The organism is Rhizobium fabae, from assembly GCF_003985135.1.
Taxonomy (GTDB): Bacteria; Pseudomonadota; Alphaproteobacteria; order Rhizobiales; family Rhizobiaceae; genus Rhizobium; species Rhizobium pisi.
In genome coordinates, this window is record NZ_ML133653.1 from 240,198 (window position 1) to 263,679 (window position 23,482).

21 protein-coding genes and 3 pseudogenes are annotated in these 23,482 nt (G+C 56.7%); 7 read left to right on the top strand and 17 right to left on the bottom strand.

Going from position 1 to position 23,482, the window contains the following annotated elements; all coding sequences use genetic code 11:
• Position 1: 1 nt before the first annotated feature.
• Positions 2-246 (top strand): annotated as a pseudogene (locus EFB14_RS20110) (HoxN/HupN/NixA family nickel/cobalt transporter); the annotation flags it as partial.
• Here EFB14_RS20110 and EFB14_RS20115 read toward each other — a convergent pair.
• On the bottom strand, positions 215-760 hold the full coding sequence (locus tag EFB14_RS20115) for a hypothetical protein (protein ID WP_126828313.1): 546 nt from the start codon (positions 758-760) through the stop codon (positions 215-217). The pseudogene EFB14_RS20110 and the gene EFB14_RS20115 overlap by 32 nt on opposite strands.
• Positions 761-893: 133 nt before the next feature.
• Between EFB14_RS20115 and EFB14_RS20120 the strand changes: the two genes are divergently transcribed.
• Positions 894-1,124, top strand: coding sequence for a helix-turn-helix transcriptional regulator (locus tag EFB14_RS20120; RefSeq protein ID WP_125850435.1), 231 nt, complete (start codon positions 894-896; stop codon positions 1,122-1,124).
• A gap of 16 nt (positions 1,125-1,140) precedes the next feature.
• Here EFB14_RS20120 and EFB14_RS20125 read toward each other — a convergent pair.
• Positions 1,141-1,760 (bottom strand): annotated as a pseudogene (locus EFB14_RS20125) (recombinase family protein); the annotation flags it as partial.
• A gap of 412 nt (positions 1,761-2,172) precedes the next feature.
• Between EFB14_RS20125 and EFB14_RS20130 the strand changes: the two are divergent.
• From EFB14_RS20130 to EFB14_RS33240, 3 genes are all read left to right on the top strand, one after another.
• Positions 2,173-3,315 (top strand): RHE_PE00001 family protein, encoded by a 1,143-nt coding sequence (locus tag EFB14_RS20130; RefSeq protein WP_126828315.1) that lies wholly within the window; start codon positions 2,173-2,175, stop codon positions 3,313-3,315.
• 252 nt (positions 3,316-3,567) lie between these two features.
• Positions 3,568-6,174: a P-loop NTPase gene (locus EFB14_RS20135; RefSeq protein WP_446686466.1), complete on the top strand. Its 2,607-nt coding sequence runs from the start codon at positions 3,568-3,570 to the stop codon at positions 6,172-6,174.
• Between the two features lie 157 nt (positions 6,175-6,331).
• Positions 6,332-7,342 carry a hypothetical protein gene (locus tag EFB14_RS33240; protein ID WP_183604886.1) on the top strand — a complete coding sequence of 337 codons (1,011 nt, stop codon included), beginning with the start codon at positions 6,332-6,334 and terminating at the stop codon, positions 7,340-7,342.
• Between the two features lie 162 nt (positions 7,343-7,504).
• On the opposite strand, the gene EFB14_RS20145 is transcribed toward EFB14_RS33240, so the two are convergent.
• From EFB14_RS20145 to EFB14_RS20180, 8 genes are all read right to left on the bottom strand, one after another.
• Complete coding sequence (locus EFB14_RS20145) at positions 7,505-8,344, bottom strand: HNH endonuclease (RefSeq protein WP_126828319.1); 840 nt, start codon at positions 8,342-8,344, stop codon at positions 7,505-7,507.
• A 1-nt stretch (position 8,345) separates the two neighbouring features.
• Positions 8,346-9,962, bottom strand: a complete 1,617-nt coding sequence (locus EFB14_RS20150; protein WP_126828321.1) for an AAA family ATPase — start codon at positions 9,960-9,962, stop codon at positions 8,346-8,348.
• A gap of 75 nt (positions 9,963-10,037) precedes the next feature.
• On the bottom strand, positions 10,038-12,653 hold the full coding sequence (locus EFB14_RS20155) for an AAA family ATPase (protein WP_126828323.1): 2,616 nt from the start codon (positions 12,651-12,653) through the stop codon (positions 10,038-10,040).
• Positions 12,654-12,734: 81 nt separating this feature from the next.
• Complete coding sequence (locus tag EFB14_RS20160) at positions 12,735-13,583, bottom strand: hypothetical protein (protein WP_126828325.1); 849 nt, start codon at positions 13,581-13,583, stop codon at positions 12,735-12,737.
• A gap of 54 nt (positions 13,584-13,637) precedes the next feature.
• Positions 13,638-14,288, bottom strand: a complete 651-nt coding sequence (locus EFB14_RS20165) for a hypothetical protein (RefSeq protein WP_126828327.1) — start codon at positions 14,286-14,288, stop codon at positions 13,638-13,640.
• A gap of 61 nt (positions 14,289-14,349) precedes the next feature.
• On the bottom strand, positions 14,350-15,261 hold the full coding sequence (locus tag EFB14_RS20170) for an ImmA/IrrE family metallo-endopeptidase (protein ID WP_126828330.1): 912 nt from the start codon (positions 15,259-15,261) through the stop codon (positions 14,350-14,352).
• A 4-nt stretch (positions 15,262-15,265) separates the two neighbouring features.
• Positions 15,266-15,757: a helix-turn-helix domain-containing protein gene (locus EFB14_RS20175; RefSeq protein ID WP_126828332.1), complete on the bottom strand. Its 492-nt coding sequence runs from the start codon at positions 15,755-15,757 to the stop codon at positions 15,266-15,268.
• Positions 15,758-15,765: 8 nt separating this feature from the next.
• A complete protein-coding gene (locus EFB14_RS20180; protein WP_126828334.1) occupies positions 15,766-16,329 on the bottom strand; it encodes a GNAT family N-acetyltransferase in 564 nt (187 codons plus the stop codon).
• Between EFB14_RS20180 and EFB14_RS20185 the strand changes: the two are divergent.
• A pseudogene (locus EFB14_RS20185) lies at positions 16,323-17,074 on the top strand (IS6 family transposase). The gene EFB14_RS20180 and the pseudogene EFB14_RS20185 sit on opposite strands and share 7 nt — an antisense overlap.
• Here the strand turns inward: EFB14_RS20185 and EFB14_RS33465 are convergent.
• The 6 genes from EFB14_RS33465 to EFB14_RS20210 form a co-directional block, all read right to left on the bottom strand.
• Positions 16,990-17,373: a hypothetical protein gene (locus EFB14_RS33465; RefSeq protein WP_245438263.1), complete on the bottom strand. Its 384-nt coding sequence runs from the start codon at positions 17,371-17,373 to the stop codon at positions 16,990-16,992. The pseudogene EFB14_RS20185 and the gene EFB14_RS33465 sit on opposite strands and share 85 nt — an antisense overlap.
• 53 nt (positions 17,374-17,426) lie before the next feature.
• Positions 17,427-17,714: an ATP-binding protein gene (locus EFB14_RS33470; protein WP_245438264.1), complete on the bottom strand. Its 288-nt coding sequence runs from the start codon at positions 17,712-17,714 to the stop codon at positions 17,427-17,429.
• Between the two features lie 547 nt (positions 17,715-18,261).
• Positions 18,262-18,855, bottom strand: a complete 594-nt coding sequence (hxsA, locus tag EFB14_RS20195; RefSeq protein WP_126828338.1) for a His-Xaa-Ser repeat protein HxsA — start codon at positions 18,853-18,855, stop codon at positions 18,262-18,264.
• Complete coding sequence (gene hxsC / locus EFB14_RS20200) at positions 18,852-19,937, bottom strand: His-Xaa-Ser system radical SAM maturase HxsC (protein ID WP_126828340.1); 1,086 nt, start codon at positions 19,935-19,937, stop codon at positions 18,852-18,854. Before hxsC ends, hxsA begins: the two co-directional genes overlap by 4 nt.
• The gene (hxsB, locus tag EFB14_RS20205) at positions 19,934-21,340 is read right to left on the bottom strand and encodes a His-Xaa-Ser system radical SAM maturase HxsB (protein ID WP_126828342.1); all 1,407 of its coding nucleotides are present in this window, start codon (positions 21,338-21,340) and stop codon (positions 19,934-19,936) included. The genes hxsC and hxsB overlap by 4 nt, the downstream gene beginning before the upstream one ends.
• The gene (locus EFB14_RS20210; RefSeq protein ID WP_017996107.1) at positions 21,337-21,564 is read right to left on the bottom strand and encodes a hypothetical protein; all 228 of its coding nucleotides are present in this window, start codon (positions 21,562-21,564) and stop codon (positions 21,337-21,339) included. The genes hxsB and EFB14_RS20210 overlap by 4 nt, the downstream gene beginning before the upstream one ends.
• Positions 21,565-21,754: 190 nt before the next feature.
• Between EFB14_RS20210 and EFB14_RS20215 the strand changes: the two genes are divergently transcribed.
• Positions 21,755-22,342 (top strand): peptidoglycan-binding domain-containing protein, encoded by a 588-nt coding sequence (locus tag EFB14_RS20215; protein WP_126828506.1) that lies wholly within the window; start codon positions 21,755-21,757, stop codon positions 22,340-22,342.
• A 179-nt stretch (positions 22,343-22,521) separates the two neighbouring features.
• Here the strand turns inward: EFB14_RS20215 and EFB14_RS20220 are convergent, their stop codons facing one another.
• Positions 22,522-23,475: a LysR family transcriptional regulator gene (locus EFB14_RS20220; protein ID WP_126828344.1), complete on the bottom strand. Its 954-nt coding sequence runs from the start codon at positions 23,473-23,475 to the stop codon at positions 22,522-22,524.
• Positions 23,476-23,482 lie beyond the last annotated feature (7 nt).

Genomic DNA, 23,482 nt, shown 5'->3' on the forward strand with positions numbered 1-23,482 from the left:
CGGCTTTAAGAGCCGATTGCTGGGCCGGACTTTCTCGGTCGTTTCGAGGCAATAGCATATGTACCCGCTCGGCTTCCTGTTCGGGTTCGGCTTCGACATGGCGACCGAAATCGGTGTGCTTGCCATCTCCGCCGCGCAAGCCACCAAGGAGCGGCTTTCTGGACGATCCTAATCTTCCCGATGCTGTTCACGGCGGGAATGTCGCTGATGGATTTCACCGACCGTGACCTGACGACGTGCGTTTACCGCCCGCCGATATTTCGGCGTCGATCTTTAGCAAATCAGCGATGACCAAACGAAGCTGCGGCCAAGGATACTCAGCGCTTGAAGCGGCTGGTTGCCACTTGGCGAGCATGGCATGGAGCTTCGCGGTCGCGCCGACGATCGATGCCGCTGGCGTATCCCATAGCATGTCGGCCACGTCGTCCTCCAGGGCCGCCGCGCGTTCTTCTTCCTGGACCGCCTCGCTATATCCAATCTGCTGGTCGGCCGCCTTCCAGGCCTCGGGCGCATCGGATGGCATGCCGACCATCGCGAATAGTCTCTTTTCGAGCCCTTGCTGCCGTAGGCATGATTCGATCAGCCGATGGCGAGCCGCGCACCATTGACGCCAGATGGTAAAGGCGAGATCGTCGATATCCAACGGCGCCGCAAGCCGGGCTGCAAGCTCGGGATGTGTGGGAAAAGACGCCACCACCAAGGAATGGAGGTCTCCCTGCGTGACCGTAGGTAAAGTTCTGCTATTGTCGGAATCAGCCATGATCCGAGCTCCTGACAGCTTGGTTGTGGTCAGACTGCATTCGGTGTTCCAGCACCGAATGCAGTTGATTAGTTAGTCACTCTATACAGGGCAACTTTTAAATGTGCAATCAAAATCACCACGGCATGGTGATATGAAGGGTATTCAGTGTAAGTTGGCACGCGTTGCGCTTGATTGGGGAGTTCTAGATCTTGCAAGGGCGGCAAACGTCTCGACACAAACTATCACCCGCCTCGAGCGCGGTGAGAATCTACGGCCGAATACCTTGGAACGTATCCAACGCGTGCTGGAACATGCAGGCATAGAGTTTATTGCAGAAAATGGCGGCGGAGTTGGAGTTCGTTTCAAGAAGCCCGTGTCGTAGACTGACGTGCCCCCGTTGCTACGAGTTTCATCAAATGATCTTCTGGCGCACGGCGGGGCGAGCGAGCCAGTAGCTCGGGGTCGGCCCGCTTCTCGCGGACCATACGATGCACGGCGCGGCGCAGTCTTTCCACGGTCCAGTCATGGCCCCGGCGATTGAGGACCCGCACGACATTGTCCCAGCTATGTTTTGGGCGTAGTTGCCGAACCTCGGGAGCCAGGTTTGCGCAGAGGAGATCAGTTCATCGAGATAGATTTTTTCCCGGGCCTTTGAGACCGCCTTGATCGCTTCCGGCCGCCTTTCCCGAAGGCCAGGATTGCCTGGCAGCTTGCCGCGGCCTTTTGCCGCCTTGATGCCTGCCTTTGTTCGCTCAGCGATCAGCGCTCGTTCGAGCTGCGCGACGGCACCAAGGACTTGCAGAGAAAACATGCCCTGTAGCGTGGACGTATCGATCGGATCGCGGATCGACATGAAATGGACGCCGCGCTGCTCGAGATCTTCGATAACCTGCAGGAGGTGGCTAACAGACCGGGCAAGGCGATCCAGCCGGACGACGAACAGCACGTCGCCTGCGGTGAGGTCTCCGAGAAGTCTTGTGAGAACCGGCCGAGCGCGTGACGCACCCGAGCCCTGCTCATGGTCCCAATGCAGCCCCGCCAGACGCGAAATGCGACGTCGGACGGGCATCCGATCGTAAATCGTATGAAGCGCGCGCTGTTGGTCATCTGCGGCGGAAGTGCCCGAAAAAAGGAGATCGGAGGAGGGGAGAGGCACGAAGGCCCGTTTGAGCGAAAGACGATGGAGGAATCTACGCTCGTCGGCAGGGGATGGCTGCTCCGTAGTGGCAGCGCTTCCGCCGAAATCTGCCCGAAAAGGCCAGAAAACCGAGCGTTTCCGGTCATCCAAGACGACTGACAGGGCGATTTGGGCGTCATATCAATCTACCATCGATAACCGATACTTATCGATGGTTAGAACGCCAACCCACGGAACCGTGCAGTGGCGGACACAAACAATCCACTGGTGTCCGTTTAGCAAATCATTTACCATGATTTCAATGTCTTACGATTTGGTTAAATTGCCCATCCGGACCCTGCTGCGGCCGATTTCCGACGCTGGATCGGCGTTGACCCGTCTCGACGAGCGCATCGCCCGTTCGCCCGTGGGCGAGGGCTGGATCGAACGATCCCACTTCACGGATGCCTGCGCCTCGCTATGGATCGACGGCGAGCTCGTCCACCTGGAAGACCTCGTCCTGCATGATGCGACGAAGGATATTCGCACGCCGACCCACGAGCTGACCATCGCCCGCGATGTTCTGAAAACCCGCCGTCGCATCGCGGCGCAGCCACCCGGTTGGGCGCTATCGCCGGACGGTCTTCGCAGCCTGCGCGGGCAGGCATGGCCTGCAGCATCACATAGCGCCGACGGTGGTGTGACGATCGACACCGGCCTGCAAGTTGTCGATGCAGCTGGAGCAGGGGAGGGAGAGGACGGTGACGACAGCGCCAACCCGCTCGACGCCGAGTTCGCCGCCATCGATGCGGTGCTGGCTCGCGCCGACGCCGCGATCGAGCAGGCAAAGCGGCCCGGCCGCGCCGGCGCCTCGGAAAAGGACCCGCTGGTTTACGATCTTGACTGGGACGAGGACGACCGGCTGGAAGAATGGTGCGGCGTGTTGCGGCAGACGCATGACCTACCCGCAGTGCTGCAGGCGGTGGTCGCCCTTGATGCCTGGAATCAATTGTCGGTACTGCAGCACGCTCCCTGGCTCGGCAGACTGCTGGTCGTCTCGATCCTGCGGCAGGCCGGCATCACATCTGGAACACACCTCGCGGCGATAAACCTCGGCTTGAAAACTGTCCCCGTCGATCGCCGCCGGCATCGCGACCGAGAAACCCGGCTGCTGGCAAATTTTAGCGGCATCATCGCAGCCGCAGAGCTCGGCCTGAAGGAACATGACCGTCTGCTGCTTGCGCGAAAATTGATGGAACGCCGACTGGTCGGGAAACGCACCTCGTCAAAACTGCCAGAGCTGATCGAGTTGGTGATATCGCGGCCGCTAGTGTCGGCCGGGATGATCGCCAAGGAACTTGCCGTCACGCCGCGTGCAGCGCTGCGGATTGTGGAGGAGCTGGGGTTGCGGGAGATGACGGGGAGGGGGAGGTTTCGGGCGTGGGGTGTTTTGTAGACGCGAGAAAGCAAAGCCTGCTTCGATTGGCGAAAGTCGCATCTTTACTTTTTCTCGCGCAGGCATTGAGTCCTCGACGCGCCTCATTCGCCTTAGTTCCAATTCGCCCGATTTCTGCCGGTCAGATCGACGTTATAACCCGGATGATGCAGGCAGAGGCGATGAGTGGGCGTCGTTGTGGGGCATTCCTAAACACTTATCAAGGTTTAGCGCATTACAAAAGCCGATGTGTTTTTCAGGAGATCGACGTTGGTGCAGTGGGCGGTAAGGGGGGATGATCTAAATACGCGTCCGCGCTCCGGTGGCGACTGGGCTTTGCGGGGGTTTCGATTTCAGGACGCATTCGCATTGTGGCAAATGAGCGAGCTGCTTACCTGCAACGGCGGGCTCGTTGCTTTGCGATATGAGGGTGCGCAAGATGTGGACCTTATGTACACCGACGGTCGGCAATGTTTCGTGCAACTGAAGCACCGGCCGGACAGTCAATTTGATTGGGATTTTGCTTGTATTGTTATGTCGAGCTTTGCCACGGATGAGCTCGATGCGCTGAAAAGCGATGGGGACGCATCGAACGTTTCCTACCGGTTGGTGACATCCTCGGTCCCGGTGGGACTGGAAGTCGACAGTTTGGTGCGCAGGGTCAAGATACCGTCGAATGCGGCCAGTTTGGCAAAAGTGTTCCCGCCAGAAATCGTGACCGGTTTGAAAAAAGCTCCGCAGAATAGATTGGCTCGTGCAGTTGTCGAAAAGACCGTCGTCGATATTCGACCAGGGGTAGATCCATGCGGCGATATGCGTGAGCTCGCTGCGTCAAGGCTCATGAGGTTCGGAGTCCCGTATGAGAACATTGAAGCCGTACTTTCGGTCTTGGCCAACGCGCTAGCTGCGCGTCGAAGCTTCGATCCGGAGACAATTCTTGAATTGATCACTCCGCACCTTCCGCAAGATCATTTGGGACGCAAGGACGTGATCCGGATCCGTGAGACGCCCTACACGTCTCCTATGGCTACCGCTCCGTTCTACGCCAAGGGTGCATTCACCTGGTCAGCACTCGCCGCCGAGCTGGACCTTAAGCGCGATGCACACGATGACATTATGGCCAGACTCGTTACGTCCACGCCGGCTCTCCATATCATTTCCGGGCCTGGGGGAGCTGGCAAAACCACGATGTCGCGAAGGATCGGGTGGGATCTGCACAGACAGGGCAAGGTATTCGCCATGTCTTGGGACCCGAGCCTCGCGGAGGTCTCTGCCTGGGAAAGATTGTGTGGATTTGCACGAGCAATTCGGCGACCCGCGCTGATCTTTGTCGATGATCTTTTCCAAACTGAAGATGCGGTGGAGCAGATCGCACGTATTTCGCCCAGCGACCCGGTTGTGATCCTTGCCACGAGTCGACCCGAACACCTGGTCGGTCAGAAGATAGACAATGCGAATCTGGATGTATTCGAGCATAAGCTTCGTACTCTCAGCGCTAGCGAGATCAAAGGTCTGTGTGAACGCCTCGATCTGCCGCTGCCCGCCTCCGGGGATCTACGCGACTTTGAGCAGTCGGGCAACATCCTGTTGCTCATCATGACTCTATTGGGCGGATCCGTGAGAGAATATGCAAAAAACCTCCTCGAACCGATACGACACCGGTCTCCCGAGTTATTGGGCGCTTACCTGGATCTCTGCCTCAACGGACGGTTCGATCGCTCGGTACCAAGGACAATTCTCCTGAAACGCTGGAAGTCACCATACTTTGAAAAGGAAGAAGTCCTCGACAACCTCGTTTTCGTTGCGAGAAATTCCGGTGCCTATCTTAGATCCGGTCATGCAAATCTGTCTCAAGGCGTTATCGAAGCGGAATACATCGATCCGGCAGAACGTACGATCGACATCGCCTCATTTGTTAATCCTGACAATGACCAAGAACGTCGGTTTGCAATTGGCATGCTGGACAATCTTATCCGAGCTGGCGAAAACCATTTCTTCGAATTGAAGAGGGGCGAACTTGATCAAACCGTTCGCTCTCTGATCCCTCACTGCCAACTGGCCGACATGCAGAGACTTCGCCGTACCGCCGAATGTCTCGGGATAAGTGATTTCGAACGCCTCTTCGCGGAAAGGCTGGCGACGGCTCCGCCTGCCACCGGCCCCGATGCAGCATTGCTGATCGACAGCGCCAAGACCGCTGAAGATTTTCAAGTCGCGTTTCCCCGGCTTCATCGATTTTACCAAATGAACGATACAGGCTACGCCCGTCGTAATTTCATTGCGCGATGCACATATTCTGCAAACAACAATCAAAAGGAGGAAATGCTTCGCTCTACTGTTATGTGGCTAGAGGCACATCACTACCCTTCAGCTGAAGCGAAGTCTGTCCTGGATGTAATTCATCACACGCGACAGCTTGATAAAAGTCTCAGCACAGACGTGACGATCAAAGTTCTTCGGGGCGCGCCACGCGATCGGTTGGTGTTCAGAACGGCATGCAGCATTCAGGCCTTCCTGAAAGATGTTGAGCTAAATGCTCTTATCGTCAAATGCTCCGATGCGGTCCTCACACCTGAGAACGTTTACAGGGATGCTGGTGTCTTCACTATTTTTGGGGGCGCCGTCAGAAACCGGTTGTCGGAGGTCGAGCGCCAGAGGCTCTTCGATCGTGCGATTGAAGTATTGCGAGATGTTGCCGCGCTATCACAACAAGCTGGCGGAAAGCGTCTTTCCCGTCGGCTGTTTGAAGCCGCGCTCCACTTTGCTCCCGATGCGCATTTGAGCGTTGGCAGGGCGCAGATCATCGAGATTGCGGGGATGTCACGTGTTAGAGAGCACTCTCTCGATTCCCTTAAACATATCCGCAACATGGCCGCCTAGGGCGAAGGCAGTCTCACCAAAATACGAACCTCGCCAAAAGACACTCTGTCATATTTGTCGATTCTTAAAGGAATTGCCCGATTAAGTTGCTGCAGTTTGTGCGCTTGTGTCTGAGTCGCACGATAAATGTATTAAAATCAAGGTGATCGGATAAGCCGTGGCGACTTATTATTTCAAGCCCGTTCGTCGCTTCTACGATGAGTTTGACATAGCCACTAGCGCAAGGGCTGCGGCCTTCGGAGGCAAACGCATCAATCTCTGTCTCGACCTGAACGTCGCCGCACGGTTTAACCAAGCCGGAAGCGACCAGGCGAAATTGAAAGATCTCGGGCTTTTGGAGCTTGCAGCGGTTTTGGCCAATCCTGGCATCATCCTGAACCCTGGCTTGGCCTTTCGAGAAATGGAAGAGCGCCTCGTAGAGAAGGATTGGCGCGCGTTTAACGAATATCTGACGACATTTGCTCCGGAATACGACGATACGCCTGACGCCACTTGGGATCCCACCGGCTCCCCGATGAAAAGCTTCTGGGATCTTCCAGAAACGGCGCAGGCTGTGCACCTGCCATATTACATCAGCCAATTACTGCTGATCTCATGGCGCAAGACCGACGGGACACCGCTTCGCCGGCTCGAAGGGTATCTGTCGGATATGCGGCGGTACCTAGGGCAATTCCAACCCCTTGAGGCTCGCATCGCACAATTTGTCTTCTACGACCGGGAGCGTGCCCACAATGGAGATTGGAAGGCTTTCTGCGGTGAAATTCGAACGAATTTCTCCAAACCGGCCGGCTCCCCCAGGACGCTTCTGAAAGCTGCACTCAATCAGATGCTGGACACCTATCTGCTACGCGCAGCGCAATCCATGCATTATCGGGAGAAGTTAGAGGCTGACTTCTGGATTGCAACACAGGATGCCGGTCTGGCGAATTTTGCCGCGACGTTCTGCTACGACGAGGAGCATCTTTCTCCTTCCGGACAGTTCTCAGTCTTCGAGCGGCTTGTGCCTTTCCCCGAGATGGAGACAGAGCAGTATTGGATCGAAGCGGAAAACCTGTTCGACGCCTACTCGACAAAGGAGAACTGGCAGATATCGGACGAAGAACTTGAGAGCTTGGCCAAGGAGACCGAAGTACGGCTGCTGAAAGAGATGGGCAGAACAGAAACGTGACAAATGTACTCGCTCGACTTTCATGAGATGCGATAATCCATCCGAGCACGGGAGACGCTAGCCGGGGCAGCTCGATCGATGAAGGTGCCGGGCACTCATGCGAGCCTTTTCGACGACCCTTGCGGCAGCGACCTTATGCTTCCTCCCGCGTCGCCAACACTCCTAGTCCCCAAGATAGTCCGATGGCGAATTGCAAAAATCCGGGGTCGCTGCGAGCGCGCGAAGCAATGCCGGACGCCAATCATTCAGTCCAAATGATGTAGCAAGACTAATGGCGCACCTCTCGAGGTAATCGGCGAACAAAATTGGCCCGATTTCGAGAAACATCAGCATAGCTGCACGCTGTTCGGATAGAAATTTGTTGATCTGACCTTTGTAGCGGTCATTCAGTTTAAGCCGGTCTAGCTGAAACTGGAGCTTCGTTGCCAGAGCTTCGTCTAGGATGTCCGCATCGATCCGATACCGCACCTGGAGCGTACCCTCTTCGAACGAGACATCGGCCCAAAGAAACTCGACGTTGGGCAGTTCTTGGAAATAGGCATGAATCAGGCTCGGTCCGTTAGCGGCTCCAAGGCCAGGAACGACCGTCCTTTTCGCGTTGTTGCATGGGCTGCAGCTCGGGATGAGATTACGAGGATAGATCGCGAGCTCACCGAACACGCTTCGAGGCAAATAGTGATCCAGATCTCGGGGCTCTCCGAATCCACAATAAGGGCATTGATTGGTCGAAGCCAGGATATGCTCGCGAAGTGATGCGAGCCGCCCCCCGATTTGAACTTGATCATAGGCCGAGTGAAGAGGTTGGCGGGCGGCATTGAGGACCGCCGGAATTAGGTCGGCATGCGGCTGGCCAGCGAGCGCGTCATACAGCTGATAGACTGCATGAATCGCAGCTCGCTCTTCCGGAGAAAGCGTGTAGATCGCCATGCCGTTAACGTAGGTCAACGCCCTGTCGAGCGCCTGGTCGACGTCACCAAGCTCCTGAGCTGGAAGTATCCACATATCAGGTCCGTCTGTCGGCGAGCTTCGTCATGACGAAGGCACGTGCCTGGAGACTCAGCCCTCGGTCGAAAAGGCCTTCGATCTGGTCGAGGGTCAAACCCGCCTCGACCAATCGCGAAAGCTCCTGGTGAAAGTCAGTAGCATCAGCCGTAAGCCCAAAAATCTCATTGGTGATCTCGCCAAGGCTCTCTCCATAGGTCTCTATGCGTGGAGACGATATCCGAGTCTCGCTTCCGGACCGACGGACGATCGCGGTGTGCCTTGCAAGCGTTTCCTGCGCAACGACCGGTGAGTGGGTTGCAATGACAGCGAATGCGTCATTGTGCCGAAGAATTGTCCTTGTGGCATGCATGAACGCGGCGAGCAGCGGCGGATGCAGGTGCGTTTCCGGCTCATCGATAAGGACGATCGATTTTGGTTCTGTATATGCAACGAGCGACGCAATTGCATGCATGACGATTTTGTGCCCGGTGCTCCACACTCGAAACCATGCCACCGCATGTGCGATTACCGAGGCGGCAGGATCCGCGCCAAGATCGGCGAAGGACGTGTCGCTTGCAAGAATGCCACAGACCTGAGCGAAGAGATCCTGGCGGCCACTCTCGTTTATACGTGAGACAATCTTGCTAAACTCGGTTGCGAGCTCCTCGCTTGTCTTGAGAATTACAAGCTCTTGCCGGTCAACGTCCTGAGGCTGTATCGGCATGCCATCGACGTCTCCTACGCCCTCGGCTCTCCGCACCTCGCGCGCAATATCGCGTAGGCCACAATAGTGGTATCGGCCGGCGCCGCGTTCCAAGTCGTCGACGATCTGCTTACGATCGCGATAATCCACGCCGGGAAGTTGAAATACATCGAACGCACTGTATGCAATATTGATGATGCGCGTGAAGCCGATCCCTGGCGGGTCGATCTTGCCGAGCGCTGTCAAAGTCTCCGTTCCTCGCTCGCGTTGTGAGGCGTGCAAAACCCGCGCGAGGCGAGAAAGCAAGGTGCTCTTGCCCGAGCCGTTGCGCCCGATCAGAACCGCTATTCGATCGGGTAGAGCAGTGGGCGGGGCTCCCCACAGAAAGATGTCATCCGGTGCTTTGAAGTTCAGCTTTAACGCGTTTTCCCATCCAGTGACATGGAACGCGATGTCCAGACCAAGGCGGGCAACGCGATTGTAGTCGCGTTGAAGAAGGACGGCTGCGTCCTGACGAAAACTGCTCCACTGGACCTCTCGAAGTATCGATGTGGTCCAACCCTGCTCATTAGCAAATGTCTCCGCATGCGCCGGGAACGCAATGGCATCCTTTAGGCCATTCAGCAACTCCTGTCTCAGTTGCTCGGGTAGGCTCGCGAGGCGCTCATAGTAATCAAGGTCCTGACCAAGAGAAACGAAGTTGTCGTCGAGCGGCGCCAACGCGCCGATGTCGAGTTGCAATTCATCCGCGGCGGTTTGGCCGCGCCTCAGAATCTTGACCGTCCCAATGCGCCCAGTGAATTCCGGCACAGCGACGTACAGATGATACTGCGTCACAAAATTGAAATCGTTCCATCGATCCTGCTGCAGCACGATGCCCTGAAAGCTTTCCGGGTCGCCACGGGATGGAGGAAAGACTGAAATATCTGTCATTGGTTGCCATCTCGTAGAAAGATTCGTCGATTGGATAAACCTGCCATCACCAAACCGGCAGGCGGCACTTGGTCTTCAAGAAATTTGCTTATGGCGATCTCGCAGTGACGCAACCCAAATCCCAAGGTCCGCTACGTGCTTCAACAAATCCACCGGTGGCGGTGGAGAAGCGTTGCGACCGCGTGCCGGATCATGCGCGTCAGTAATCTCACAGCAGGTCTTGAAACCTGCTTCCCATGCGTCGACATCGGCCGCCTCCAACGCGGTGACCTTCTTCAGATCCTTCGCATTGATATAGTCACGATGCCGGTGGACGACGTTGCAAAAAGCTACATCCTCGAGAGCCCTCTCCCAAGTACTCCGCAGGCGGTTGTAGAATTTTGACGCTGCATCGGCGTAGGCTTCGTCATCGAGTGCATCGAACAGCGTCTTGGCCGCACGTGCCTCCTTCTCAAGCGCGTCGAGGCGCTGAGGCAGTCGCTGGCCGATCCAGGGAAGGCCGTCTTCAACGATACCGGCGCCAGATCCGGAACGGCTCAACGAGGTTTCCTTGTGGGTCACTCCTTCACTACCCGCCAGGGTCTGCAGGTCGTTTAGAAAGACAAGATCGTGCGTGAAGACGATGATCTGTCGAAGTTTCGCCTCCTCAACGAGGCGCTCTGCGACTTTCTGGCGCCAGCGATGATCCAGGGAGGACACAGGGTCGTCGAAAACGAGCGTTGATGCAGAGGAAGCGGTTGCGAGTTCGGTGAGGAACAACGCCAGGGCTACACAGGTTTGTTCGCCTTCGCTCAACACGAGGTGAACCTTAGCGCGATCGTTTGCGAACAGCCGGACTTGATATTGCGGCGAGCCATATTTCCCGCCGGACCGAACGACATCAACGCGTACCCGACCAGCGGCGAGCTTTTGAATTTCCTCCTGGAACCTGTCTCTTATCCGCGGTGTCACGACCTCATCCGCGATTGCATTTCCAAGCATAGTTATTGCCTTGGTGTTGGTTTCACCCAAGCATTTTGCGACCCGATCAAGGTCTGCAAGGCGAACGACCTCAGTCTTGGCTTTGAGAAGCAGAGTTTTCAAAGCAATGCGATCTCTCAGCGCATCACGTTCATTTTCAAAGAGCGTTCGGATGGATAGGTCGGCCGCTTCTGAAAGCTCCTCGGCGTATCTTTCCGCCTTTGTGGCGACCGCTCTCAGCTCCTCAGCGGGGCTGGATATGACTTCTAAAATTGCCGCGTGGGCTCCTTCTGCCCCGCGTAAACAGACTGCGCGTCGCAACCTTGCGGACGCGAGGCACCGTAAGACTTTGCGGGCGAGCTCAGGATGCCTGACGGCAAGCTGACGCCGAAGCGGAAAAGCCGCGATCCTTATTGGAGCCGCTACGATGCTGGAGAGTAGCCTGTCCCTTAGCGCTTCTGCTTCATCTGCAAGCCGCCCGGTGTCATTGCATACAAACGCTTCGAAGGTCGACATTCTTTGCAGCGCAGCCACGCCCAAAGGTTGTTGGCACAGCACACAGGGCGCCCCCTCGATGGAAGGCGGGAAGCTTTCATGCGGGGAGCTGTCTTGTTCGGAGTACCTTCTTGCAGCCTCCCATAGTTGTCGCCAGGCTTCCTCGCCGACCCCCTTAACCACGACAGTCCCGAAAAGTGCCTCAGCGGCGAGATTCGCTGTCGCGCGCCTCGCGCCCGCTTTCTCGACCGCGTTTTGGATAGCAAGCAGCGCTGCAGCGGAAAATTGAGCGAGTGCTGCTTCCAAGTCGTCCGCGAATCGAAAAAGAGATGCCGCCCACGCGCGTTGCTCTGCCGAAGCTATCAGCGGATCTCGGCCCAAATCCTCGGTGAGGCGCTGGAACCTCTCCGTTTCGGCTTCCGATATGATCGAGAGTTCTTCTAGTGGCGTGAGATCCGTATCGGCTTTGAGATTAGCAAGAATGCGACCGACGGGTGTCGTCGGGCTAAAGCCGCCCCGGGAGAAAGTGGGATCGCATGCCTGGTTCAAACGGGTCTGTTCGGCTGTCAGTCTTTCCTTGATCGCAACGCAGGCCGCAGCTAGTTCGTCAGGGATATCGAGGCCAAAGGGCCGAAAAGCTATCTCGCTTTGTTCTCGGACGTGTACCGCACCTGACTCGCGATCAAAAACCGTCACAGCAGACAGTGTGTGGTTTGGGACGCCATCATCGACCCACGGGATCGGCGGCATAGCCTGTCTTTCGTCCGCATATTCGATCTTCGCGCTGGCTCCTCGCGATGAGGTGGCGTCAAACTCATCCGGGAGAATTTCGGTCCTGAAGCGGGCATGACATGCGCGCTTAAGAATTCGCGAATAGCCCGACTTTCCGCTTCCGTTATCTCCGTAGATCACAGTGAGGCCGTTGGCTGCGAACGAGAGAGTCTGCCCGGCAGCGAGCTGATTTACGTGGCGGACGTCTGAAACTGAGAGCAGCGATATTGTTCCGCCAGCGGTGGTCCTAACGAGCCTATCTTCCCGCGATAGGGGGATCGGGTCGAGTTCGATACCAATCTTGCCTTTGCCCTTAAGGCAAAGCTCAGTCAGTTCGTCTATATCAGAGGCATTGAGCTTGACCGTTGAAACGATACGGCGAAGTGCGTCCTGTTGCCAAAGCGGTCGTGATGATGCCCATTCAAGGATCATTTGATACGCGGACTTCGGCTGTCCCACTGCCATGCTTCTTTCCCCTGCCCCTTTACTTGGATGTACAGGAAGAATAATTCGCCCGGAAGTGGGTGAGGATCGCAATGCCCAACTTTAGCCTCCGCATGTCGGGACGCGCCGACCGACAGGACCGCGCAGCTTAGACAAGATGGAGTAAGCGCCATGATACACCCGCTGGGCTCGCTCATCCTTCGACAGGAGGCCGTCGAAGAAAGTCGCATAAGTCGCGAATATGACATCGATCACGTCATTCCTCATCCGATCCGCGCGCACATTGTCAGCGCCACCCCGAGCGATCCAGTCAAGAGACCAAACAAAGGTAGTGACGGAATGGCGAAAGAGGAACGTGTTCCCAAGTTCGTCTACACTGCGAACCCGAGGCGGAGGGTTTGGATGCGTGCTCATCGCCATGAACGTCAAATCGACGATGAATTTCATCGTCTTCTCGATCAGCGTGTCTGGATACGGTTGATCCAATCGGATTGCTCTCAGTTCTTGCTCTTGAAAAGTCTTCCGTAGTTCTTTGATCGCACTTGGTAGGATCGGGGCGCTGGCTAAAATACGGTCCATCTGACTGTCCGCCGCGCGGCCACTCTCTAGGAGCTGGGCCTGCATGAAGGCGTCTCCATCCTCAGCGGCTCGCAGTCGGCGACAAAATTTCGGGAAGTCACGGGTCTGGCGCTCTTCAATCATCCGACGCTGCAGGCCTTGTGTGCGTCCAGCAAGTGAGCAGATGCGACCGGTCGTTTTCAGGATGATGATCTGTTGTGGAAATTCAGAAGCTATCCTCATGGAACGGAAGACAGATGTCAGCGTGTTGCCCTTATAAGCCTCCATCGCGGCATAATCATTTAGCACGGCATAGTTGCTCGCAGAGGCGCTCAGAAAGGATCGGAGCGCGTCCGATTGCATCGCATTGCTGTCGACGACCTTTCTAATCATCAATTCCTCGGCTTCGCAGGGACCGGATAACCACTGAATGAGATGCCGGCGATCTCAGATGAATGCCTGCCTATTGTATGAGGCGTAGAGTTGATCGAACTCCTCGAGGAACATATCGACCCAACCAAGAATTCCATATGTCCACGTCTCGAGTTTAGCGGCGTCATCAGTCCCTGACGGCTTCTGGTGTACTTCGGAAAGGATAATCTCGATTAGTGTGGTCATCTTACCGCTGAAGAGGTGTGTGGCTTCCTGAAAAGTTGGCCGGCTTATTTCTTCCTCGAAACCATCTGCGAGGCCTATGATAGTTCCTCGTGCCGGGATGGTGTCTTCCTGCAGATGATCTGGTCTCCATTTCGAGCTTATTCTGCGCATATCGTCGCGCCACTCTCTCATGGTTTCAACGCTTGGACTATTTGCTCGCTGCATACGAAGCACATCCGGCCGCAACGCCAATTTGATCTGTTCCTCGTGACGCTTTTCGCTCCGAGCATCGAACCGTTGCATCTGGTGGAACGTAACGAACGCTGCGCCAACTGCAAAGAAGCCCGCAATGAGTGTCTGGAAGTCGTAGATGAAGTTCCGCCACGGATCGCCACCAGCGTTACCAATTCGCGGCTGGCCGAAAATCGACGGAAGTAGCAATCCTGTCGCAGCGGCAATTACAGCTGTAAGAAGAATTTTCCTGCGGATTTTTCCATCCATGTGTATTTCTGCCGTGTTTCTTTGTAGCCCTTCAATTCGAAGAATTGGAAAGCGGCGGTCATTAAAAACCCACGACCCTCGCATGAGGGCGCTGATAAGTTGCCAATGTGAGGCAATCGTATGTGTTGCAGAACGTTTCGAAGAGAAAAACATGCGTCTCGCCGCGCTTATCGACGAGGTTGACTTCGCCCGCACCAAGAGGGCCGCGTTTTCGATATTGGCAATAGGTTCGCATGGCCTGCAGCAGACGTTCGCCCGGAAGGCTCTCAAACATTGCCCTGTAAGCCGGGGATTCTATAATGTGGCGGAAGTCTGATTGACCTTGTTTTGGATAGCGCGGATGGGCGCCGATCAAGCCGATCATTGGGACATCACGATGAGAATCCTCGATAAACCTCCAAAATGTCGTGGTGTAGGTATTTCCGAAGGCGCCTTTGAGGGAGCGAACGGAATCCAGACCAGGCGCAGAATCGTTCGCGGCGATTTGAAATTGAGACTGCAGAAATAGAAGCTGGCCTGCAGCGTAATTCGCCTCGGCCTCGATTTGATCATGGCACCCCGGGGTGAGAGTCTGCTCCTGATCACCAAGCATCAGATCTTCGTGCCACGGAATGAGGCTGTGGCCAATCTCGTGTGCCTCGTTCCAGCGCTGCTTTGCATCAGGTTGTGCGTTATCCAGCAAAATTCTTTTTCGATCCGGCAGATAGAGTGCCCGGAGATCGAACTTTTTTACGGCATCGAGGATGAGGCCGGGGCGCTTTATGACTTGTGCCCCGGCCACGGTCAGTTTGCTTATCGTCTCGCGAAGAAAGCTGTCGTCCGTTGTCGAGTAGTATCGCCGATCGAGCTTGAGAAGTTCGCGCACGTCATCAAGCTGCAGCGGAGGCTCTGGATTCCCGAGCCCCTTTAGAACCTTGCTGACCTGCTTGTCGATATCGGACGCCGTTCCGCGGCTGAGGATAATGTTACGCACTTCATCAGCCTTGTTGCTTTTCCAAATACGCTATGAATTCCGCAAGTGCCCGCTGCTCCTCGCGGGACAGCTTTTGTGGGGAGTCACCCGATCGAGCTGCAAATCTAAGCGCATGCTCCTGCAGACCCGGGCGGGGAACGGTGTTTCCAGAGAGTTGCTGCAACGCTTTGCCAGGCAGATTGAACGTTTCGGCGATCCGGAAAACTACCCGCGGCTCAGGTCTGAAGTGAGCATCACGCTCTATTCGCATGACGTCGGACACTTCAAGATCGACGCGCTCGGCAAGCTTTTCGATGGAAAGCCCCTTCTGGCGCCGCATGGTTTCAACAAGCGAGCCAAATGCCATACGCATCGGATCGGGCGTTTCATCGTTTGAGTTTTCGAGTTGTGTTTGTTCTGGGGCTGGGTCCCTGGCGAGCCGGCCGGCGGAAATCTCAAGATCGCCCTCCAACTTGGCTCTGCGTTCGAACCATTCCCTCGTGATTTCGAGTTTCATGGCTGTTCCTATCCTGAGAAGGCATCGGCCTGAGCCGACGTCATCTCAAAGTATCTCAATCCTTCATAGGTTCCGTCGAGGCCAAGATCGGTCATGCCGCACGCAGTCGCATAAAAGGCCTCCGCACTCGGCAGAGAATGGAGGCCGATGCGACCGCGTAACTCGTGGTCTCGACTGATTTCAATCGCGGCGCGGATCATGATGGTGCCGACGCCGCCGAAACGGGGTGTGCCAACAATAGCTTTACGGTTCCAAGGAGCTGTCTCGACATAATCGACATAGACCAAATCCTTGCCTGCCTGTTCTGGGACACGGCAGCGACCGCGTGCGGTGTTGAGTTGCATCAAACCCTGGAGCTTGCCTTCGCAGCGAAGCGCAAACGTTTGGAAAGCCAGCAAGCCGGTGATCGCGCTTACCTTCTCTCTCCATTTCCAATGCCAGCCTTCTGGCCAATCGGCGGGGCTCCGGCCCTGCGCCATGAGCTCTCTGATTTTCGCGTTGGTTACTGGCTTCCACTCGGTTTCCACCGAGCGAAGGTCAGCTTCGCTTATGGTTTCAATGGGCGATGTCACGTTGTCTGTGGCTTAACGGTTCGCGGATAACTGGGCGGGGATGAGCGAACGTACCATCAGCTACAAGAACCACCGCTTTCCGCCGCAGATCATCGCCCGCGCGGTCTGGCTGTATTTCCGGTTCCCTTTGAGCCTGCGGCTGGTTGAGGAGATGCTGTTGGAGCGCGGGGTTGTTGTGTCGTATGAAACGATCCGGCGATGGGGCCGCAAATTCGGTCCGACCTATGCAAAGCAACTGCGCCGCAAGAAGCCCTCGCGAGTAGACATCTGGCATCTGGATGAGGTGGTGATTTGCATCGCCGGACGAAAGCACTGGCTGTGGCGCGCCGTCGATCAGGATGGCTATGTTCTCGATGAGATCGTCCAGACCCGCCGCGATACCAAGGCCGCCAAGCGATTGCTGATCAGGCTGCTAAGGAAGCAAGGTCTCATGCCGAAGCGCATCGTCACCGACAAACTGCGCTCGTACGGCGCGGCAAAGCGGGAAGTCATGCCAGATGTCGAACATCGATCTCACAAGGGTCTCAACAACCGGGCGGAGAACTCTCACCTACCGCTGCGAAAACGAGAACGGATGATGCAGGGATTTCGATCGGCCGGCGGCGTGCAGCGCTTCGTATCGATCTTTTCGGCAGTCAGAAATCTCTTCGTCGCACCACCTCAAATATGCTCAGCTCTTGCCACCCACATCCATCGAATCCGCGCCATGGCACAGTGGAAGGCCGTGACCGGCGCACGTGCCTGATTTCGCAGATCCACAGCCTCTTCGATCACTGACGAAACAACGTGACATCGCCCGTAGCCCTTCTTGCCTTCCTGTTCGAAGTCGGATCGAGATTTATCGCGGCCGGTATATTTGACGATGCGAACGGCTTTCCCGGCGATGGAGGGAAAGGCCGTGACGTCGCGGGCCAGCATGATGGCGCCGAGGTTGGTAATGTCGAACCGGCCCTCAAGATTATCCAGAACAAACCCTCGATCCGCCATCTTGCGGGTCACCTCTTCTTGGTTCTTGGGCCTTGGCTCGCCGGTCAAATCGAACATAGGATCCGGATCCAGGAGCGCGAAAACATCTTCCGTGGTCACGTTGGATGCAGCTACGGCTGTCTCGAAGCGGCGCCTCCGGTCGCTATCCACAGCGCCCGCTCATGTTCCGGAAACTCGGCGAGCTTTTTCTTGTTCTCCCCAATCCGGATGAATTCCACACCGCTGAATTTTACGGGCCGTTCATAGGACGGTTCGATGGCAATGACGGAATAGGCAAGGCCATCGCACGAGAAATCCAGAACCTCGATGAGGACACGCGGCTCGATCATCCGGCTCAGCCAATTTGTAAAATCCTCGTTCCCCTGCTTTAACTTTTGCAAACGGAGTTCGGTCCCCACCGTTCTTTCGAGCGGTCCTCCACGCCGAAGACAAGGAAAGCACGATCCCTCCCAGCCAGCATGGCTGAATTCGCGAGGCTGGAAACATACTCACCAATCTCGCGCGGATCCTTGTTATTGACCTTGAATTCCAGCCACCCACTTTCGTTCGGCTCTTGAAGCAACCGGTTGAGCAAAGCGCATGGATCATGGATAGGCATTTCGTTTCCTCGTTTTATCCCCCTTATATCAGATTCGCCCCTATCGTCACGGTCCACTCAGGTGAGAGGGGCGATTTTTTTCAGCAAAAACAATGCGATGGTAATAAGAAGTGAGCGACGCGTTTTATCTGCGTTTTGAATGCGGCGAGGGAGAAGCAGGTCGCCCCGATGACCTAGATACGGCGCCCTGTCTTTATCCCCCTTTTGTCGGGATCGCGATTGCTTACGCATCTAGACTCGAAATAAATAGAATAAAAACAAGGCGATGATGGCTGTAATGGGGCTTGACTACTATCGCCGTTATGTCGGAAAAGCGCTGCGCATAGAGCGGCAGGGCATTCCAATCGCTATTGTGCTGCAATCCCAAATGCGTTCAAGACCTCTGTCGTTATCGTGCCGGTTATCTTGAGGTTGTTGTCCTTCTGCATCTGGCTCAGCGCAGCGCGCGTGTCCTCATTGACGACACCAGTCAGGGCGCCAGCGTAATAACCGTAGGCCGTCAATCCCGACTGCACCTGGATGACGATCCGCATGAACTTGTTCGAGTTTCCGGGAAGTGTTTTCGCGGGTGCCATCTGCTGCGGAGTGGCCGGCACAGGAGCAGGCGGTGCAATCAGAGCTGCCGGTGGGGAATAGGTTGGCGCGGTGTAGCGAGGTGGCGGCGGTGGCGAGGGTTCACTGTAGGAGGGGCTCCTATAGGTCGTGCTCGGCAGGTAGCCTCCGCCACTGCCCGACCGATGGCTGGAATGGGAGCTGTGCGAGCTGTGGCTCGAATGGGAGCGGTGGCCGGCCAGCGAATAAAGATGCCTGATCTTCAGCCGCTCGAGGATCGAATGCGGGTCTGGCTTCTTGACGATCGGATCAAGCGGCATGGCGTCGGTCTTTACCGGCAGGAATCCTGCCGCCAACAGCGACGGGATGAGAAATACGCGTCGTTTCATATCGGCCCCAGCCCCCTGAAACCTTTGCTATGATCATACCATTCGAAGAAGCCTCCGCACCGCTGCCGTGCGGAGCAATTTGTGCAGAAGGGCTCCTGCCTGTTCTTCCAGTCGGAGATCGACGCTGCCGCGAGGTGGCGGTAGCGCTCCGGGACCGAGCAGAGCGGGAAATTATAGAGCTGGACCGGCACATCTCTTGCGGTCGCGATATTGATGGCGCGCGCGAGATTGTCGAAATCCGTCGAGGTGTCCTTGAAGCTCAAATCCCAGTTCATGCGGCCGAAACCGATGTTTTCGAGCTGCATGATGGCCCAGCGTTCGACGAAGGGCAGGGCGGTGCCGACGAAGCCGGCCAGCGCAGGTAGGTTGATGTCATTCTGCTGCATCACGACCGTTCGAAGCTCGATGGCGGCACCTGCCTCGAACAGGATAGCGAAGGATTGGAGGAGCCGGTCGAAGGCACCCTGCTTGTTGACGATGGCGTCGTGGAGTTCTGTCTCAGCCGCATAGAGCGGGATACCCCAGAGGATGCGCTCGGGGCCGATCTCTTGGAGCGTGGCGATGTCCATTTCGTCGAAATGCTGGCCGTTCGACAGGATATGGAATTTCAGGTCGGGCCGGGTTTTTGCCAGCGACCGCAGCATGCCGAAGAGCTTCTTCTTGTGAAGGAGAGGCTCGCCGCCCGAGAGGCCGATATAGGCATTCGTCGGCGCGAGCGAGGCGGCGGTCTCGAGTTCCGCAAACAGGTCGACATGGTTCTTCTTCGGAGGCTGCGAGCACATGATACATAGTTGGTCGCACTGCTCGGTGATCAGAAACGTGTTGTGCTGCGAATCCGCCCTGATCAGCCGCCGGGCGCTTGCCTGTCCCGGCAGAACCATGATGACGTCGTTGTCGAGCGGGACACCATCCGCCGCATGCAGAGTGAGCGAGAAGCCCTGGAAGTCGTATTCCCGCCGAGCTCCATCGGTCCCGATTAGGACAGCGTCATTCGGCCCGAGATCGTCTGCCATGTTCCGAAGTCTGACGATGAGAGGATCGACGATCGGAAGCGGCTCGACCTTGATGCGCAGGTCGATCATGAGTGGACCTTTGTCAATAGCGGATCGATCTCCTCCAGGCCCGACCATAGCCCGATCGATCTTCGCACCTTCGGGTCGTCGGAAAAAAGCAGCTCGAAAACGAGATCGAAGATGGCTGTATGCCGCTGGCAGAAGTCGGTTTGGTGGCGGGGCAGATCGATCCGCCCATGTCTGGAGAGGTCGTCGATGAGGTCGACGCCGCAGAAGGCCTGATAGGGACAGTGCACGCAGTCTGCGTCGAAGAGATTGAGCGCCTCCATATTCAGCACATCGACGATTGTCCGATCCAGCCCCGCGCGGACGTCGCCCATGCGCAGATCGATCTGGCCGAGCCGGCTGATCATGCGCGCCTCGTCGGTCGGGTAGAACGAACCGTCGTGGTCAATCACCAAATAACTTCTGCCGACGATATTGGGGTTCCTGAGGTCGACATGATTGTCATGACCGCCGCGCACGACACGCCGCAGACAGTGGGAGAAATAGAACTCCTCTATGGTCCGCTCCGATGTCGCGTTATGTTCGATGAGGGACATGATGAACCGACGGACATAGTCGCTCCAGCTAGCGGCGACATCCTTTGTGCGGAAGCGTTTTCGGGCAAAGCCCTGATGATTGACCGGGCGTAGATAGATCGACCGGAAGCCAAAGGTCGAGTAGAGGTCGATGACGTCGTAGGGATCGGGCAGGGCATCGACGTCGAAGGTTGGTAGTGCTGATACCCGCTCGGGCCAGGCGTCCGTCGCACGTGCCAGGTGCCGGAGGAACCGTTGCGTCGTCGCAGCGCTTTCGGTCCGCTGTCGTTGATGCAAGTCGATTGTAGGATCGAGCGAGGTGCTGATGGAGGTATCTTGTGACGACAGGAAATCCCAGGCATCCTCGCTCACCTCCTGAAGATTGGTACAGACGACGAATTGCGCCTTCTCGAAACGCTGCCGCGCAAAGGCGCGGACCTCCTTTAGAATGTCCAGTCGAAGGAGGGGCTCGCCGCCCTGGAATTCGATCTTGATCGTTCTCGTCGAGAGCCCGTCGAGGAAGCCGAGGACGGCATTGAGCGTTGCCTCATCCCAATCATGTCCGGGGGTGTCTTCGTTGACACGGCTGACCTGGCAGTAGGCGCAGGAGAGATTGCAGCGCAGTGTGGGCACGAGAATGAGGTAGTCGAGCTCGGAAGGGGCGTGCAGACGCTTGGCCCATCGGTAGGCGAAGGCACTATAGGCGAGGTCGCCGCTCTTTTCGAAAGCATGCCCGTTCATCTTGAGAAAAGCCTCATCGCCGGGCGCCAGCCTGTCCTCGACGTAGCGATCGAGAAACGTCTCGTTGGAACGAAAGAATCCTCCGGCGTCATCGCAAAAGATGAAGCCTTCCGTGCTGATCGGCCGGAACTTCAGCGGCATCACGGTCATCGCAGCAGTCTTTCGATGACTGCCCGGCGAAGCATATCGGTCTCACGATGGATCTTCTGGCGATAAAGCGTATGCCGAAATGCGGCGATCAGATCGAGGTCGGAACTGCTCACCTCGACGCCGCCCTCCGTGGTGGTGACGGCCACCTCGGGATGCAGATAGGAGAAGCGCGCTATGGCTTCATCAAGGTAGGGCCGGAAGATCGGCGCGATGTCCAGGTTCACTTGTGTCATCCTGAGGAGCAACCAGAAGGTGATAGCATAGATTGGTTGCGATGATTCCTGAATCTGAACGCCGAAGTTGATACCGACTTTTTTTGGACTTTGCGCCAACAGGATAGTGTTGCGGGAGGGCCGAGAGCATTGGCGCGTCAACCCAGCGGTGTATAGTCACCCGTCTCGGGGGATGAGTGACATGGAAATCAAGGCGAAATTCTCGGCATCGGTGGTTGTGTGCATGTTGTGCGCGATCTCGACAGGGCAGGCCTACGCCGAAATCAGGCCGGTCCGCGACGTCCAGAAGGCGCTCGCCGATCAGGGTTTCGACGCGGGCACGCCAGACGGGATCTGGGGATCGAAATCGGTCGCCGCACTCAAGGGATTTCAGCGTGCCCATCGGCTGGCGCCTTCCGGCGTCGTGACCCAGGATTCGCTGAAGGCGCTGTTTCCTAGTTCGAATGCCGATGCGCAGCCTGCCGCGCTGCCGGCGGATGTGGTTGCGGTACCCATCATGCCTTCGGTCGATCCAAAGCCTGAGGTCCTTTCTTCCGAGCCTGTGAGCCTTTCGCCGCAAGTGTCGTCGCCGGCTCCCGCCATCCCCGTCGCAAACCGAAGTGGGAGCAAGAGCGGAGACAGTTCCGGTTACCTCGTTGTCGTATTCGTCATTTTGGTGGCCCTCCTTTTCTTCCGGAGAAAATCAAGGAAAAGCAGCGTGCAGCCGGTTCGATCCAAGGCTGGAGTTAAATCGGGCCGGCCAGTTGATGGCCGCCGCGTCGCGCGTTAAAAAATCGCAGACGGATAGCTGCCGGAATTCGTCGTCTTGGAGGCCATCCCCTTCGTCCCCTGGGTCATCGTGGCGCTCTTTGGCAGAAGGCGCTTTCGTGCGAATCGTGGATTGGCTGTGATCGGCGGTTCTAATCGCTTCAAGGCGAGGCCATCAAAGGCACGCTGGTCTTTATGGAATCACGCTGCAATATCCGCACCGTTGCTCCCGTTCGTCCCCAGTATCGCCTCACGGATTTGCTGCCGCAGCCATGCGCAGCCGAGATCACTGTCCGTGTGGAGCGGCCAAACCATTGCCACGGGTGGAAAAGAAAGTGCCAATGGCACCGGGCTGACCTCAAGTCCTAACAGCGGCCCATAACGAAGCGCGATGCGCGACGATACGGTGGCAATCACTGCAGATGAACGCGCGGTGGCCAATATCGACATGAAATCGGGAGCTGCCGCCACGACTTCCAGTTCTGCACCTGCATGCTCTAGCGCATCCTTGACGCAGCCATGCAGACTGTCAGTCTGCGAAATCACCGCGTGTTGAGCGGCCATATAAGCATCAAGATTCACCGGATTGGAAAGCTTCAGCAATTGGGGATTGAAACAGCACAATACGCTGGACTGATACAGCGGCTCGCAAAGGTGCCGTGAGTCCGGCAGATAACTGCACCCCACGGAAAGATCGATGACGCCCGCATCCAGCATCGCGTCGACCTCCTGCGCATCACCACCGCGGGCGAGAATACGGATGCCCGGCGCGATATCCCGCAACCGCGCCGTCAGATCGGGCAGCAATAGCAGTTCCACCTCGCTGGAAAGCCCCAGCCGGAATGTGCGTTGCTCGGTGGCTGGATCGAATGCATCCGCCATCAACACGGCCGCCTGCGCCTGCCGCAGAGCCTGCCGTACCGGGCCGGACAAATTGAGCGCCCGTGCCGTGGGCTTCATCACCTGACCGACACGGATGAAAAGCTCATCCTGAAACAGCGTGCGCAGGGTCGCTATGTTGTGGCTCATCGCAGGCTGCTGAATTTTCAGCCGCTGGGCTGCCCGGGTGACGCTCATCTCTTCCATCATCGCGTCGAAAGCGACAAGAAGATTGAGGTCGAATGAACGAAGATTGAAATGATCGATGACTTGCATGAACGGT

Excerpts from the sequence above, each read along its gene's own strand:
- EFB14_RS20145 (WP_126828319.1), bottom strand. The coding sequence starts at position 8,344 with ATGTGGATACTTCCAGCTCAGGAGCTTGGTGACGTCGACCAGGCGCTC.
- hxsC (WP_126828340.1), bottom strand. The coding sequence starts at position 19,937 with ATGATCGACCTGCGCATCAAGGTCGAGCCGCTTCCGATCGTCGATCCT.
- EFB14_RS20120 (WP_125850435.1), top strand. The coding sequence starts at position 894 with ATGAAGGGTATTCAGTGTAAGTTGGCACGCGTTGCGCTTGATTGGGGA.
- EFB14_RS20175 (WP_126828332.1), bottom strand. The coding sequence starts at position 15,757 with ATGAAACTCGAAATCACGAGGGAATGGTTCGAACGCAGAGCCAAGTTG.
- EFB14_RS33465 (WP_245438263.1), bottom strand. The coding sequence starts at position 17,373 with ATGTTCGATTTGACCGGCGAGCCAAGGCCCAAGAACCAAGAAGAGGTG.
- EFB14_RS20150 (WP_126828321.1), bottom strand. The coding sequence starts at position 9,962 with ATGACAGATATTTCAGTCTTTCCTCCATCCCGTGGCGACCCGGAAAGC.
- EFB14_RS20130 (WP_126828315.1), top strand. The coding sequence starts at position 2,173 with ATGATTTCAATGTCTTACGATTTGGTTAAATTGCCCATCCGGACCCTG.
- EFB14_RS20215 (WP_126828506.1), top strand. The coding sequence starts at position 21,755 with ATGGAAATCAAGGCGAAATTCTCGGCATCGGTGGTTGTGTGCATGTTG.
- EFB14_RS20160 (WP_126828325.1), bottom strand. The coding sequence starts at position 13,583 with ATGATTAGAAAGGTCGTCGACAGCAATGCGATGCAATCGGACGCGCTC.
- EFB14_RS20115 (WP_126828313.1), bottom strand. The coding sequence starts at position 760 with ATGGCTGATTCCGACAATAGCAGAACTTTACCTACGGTCACGCAGGGA.
- hxsA (WP_126828338.1), bottom strand. The coding sequence starts at position 18,855 with ATGAAACGACGCGTATTTCTCATCCCGTCGCTGTTGGCGGCAGGATTC.
- hxsB (WP_126828342.1), bottom strand. The coding sequence starts at position 21,340 with ATGACCGTGATGCCGCTGAAGTTCCGGCCGATCAGCACGGAAGGCTTC.
- EFB14_RS20220 (WP_126828344.1), bottom strand. The coding sequence starts at position 23,475 with ATGCAAGTCATCGATCATTTCAATCTTCGTTCATTCGACCTCAATCTT.
- EFB14_RS20165 (WP_126828327.1), bottom strand. The coding sequence starts at position 14,288 with ATGGATGGAAAAATCCGCAGGAAAATTCTTCTTACAGCTGTAATTGCC.
- EFB14_RS20155 (WP_126828323.1), bottom strand. The coding sequence starts at position 12,653 with ATGGCAGTGGGACAGCCGAAGTCCGCGTATCAAATGATCCTTGAATGG.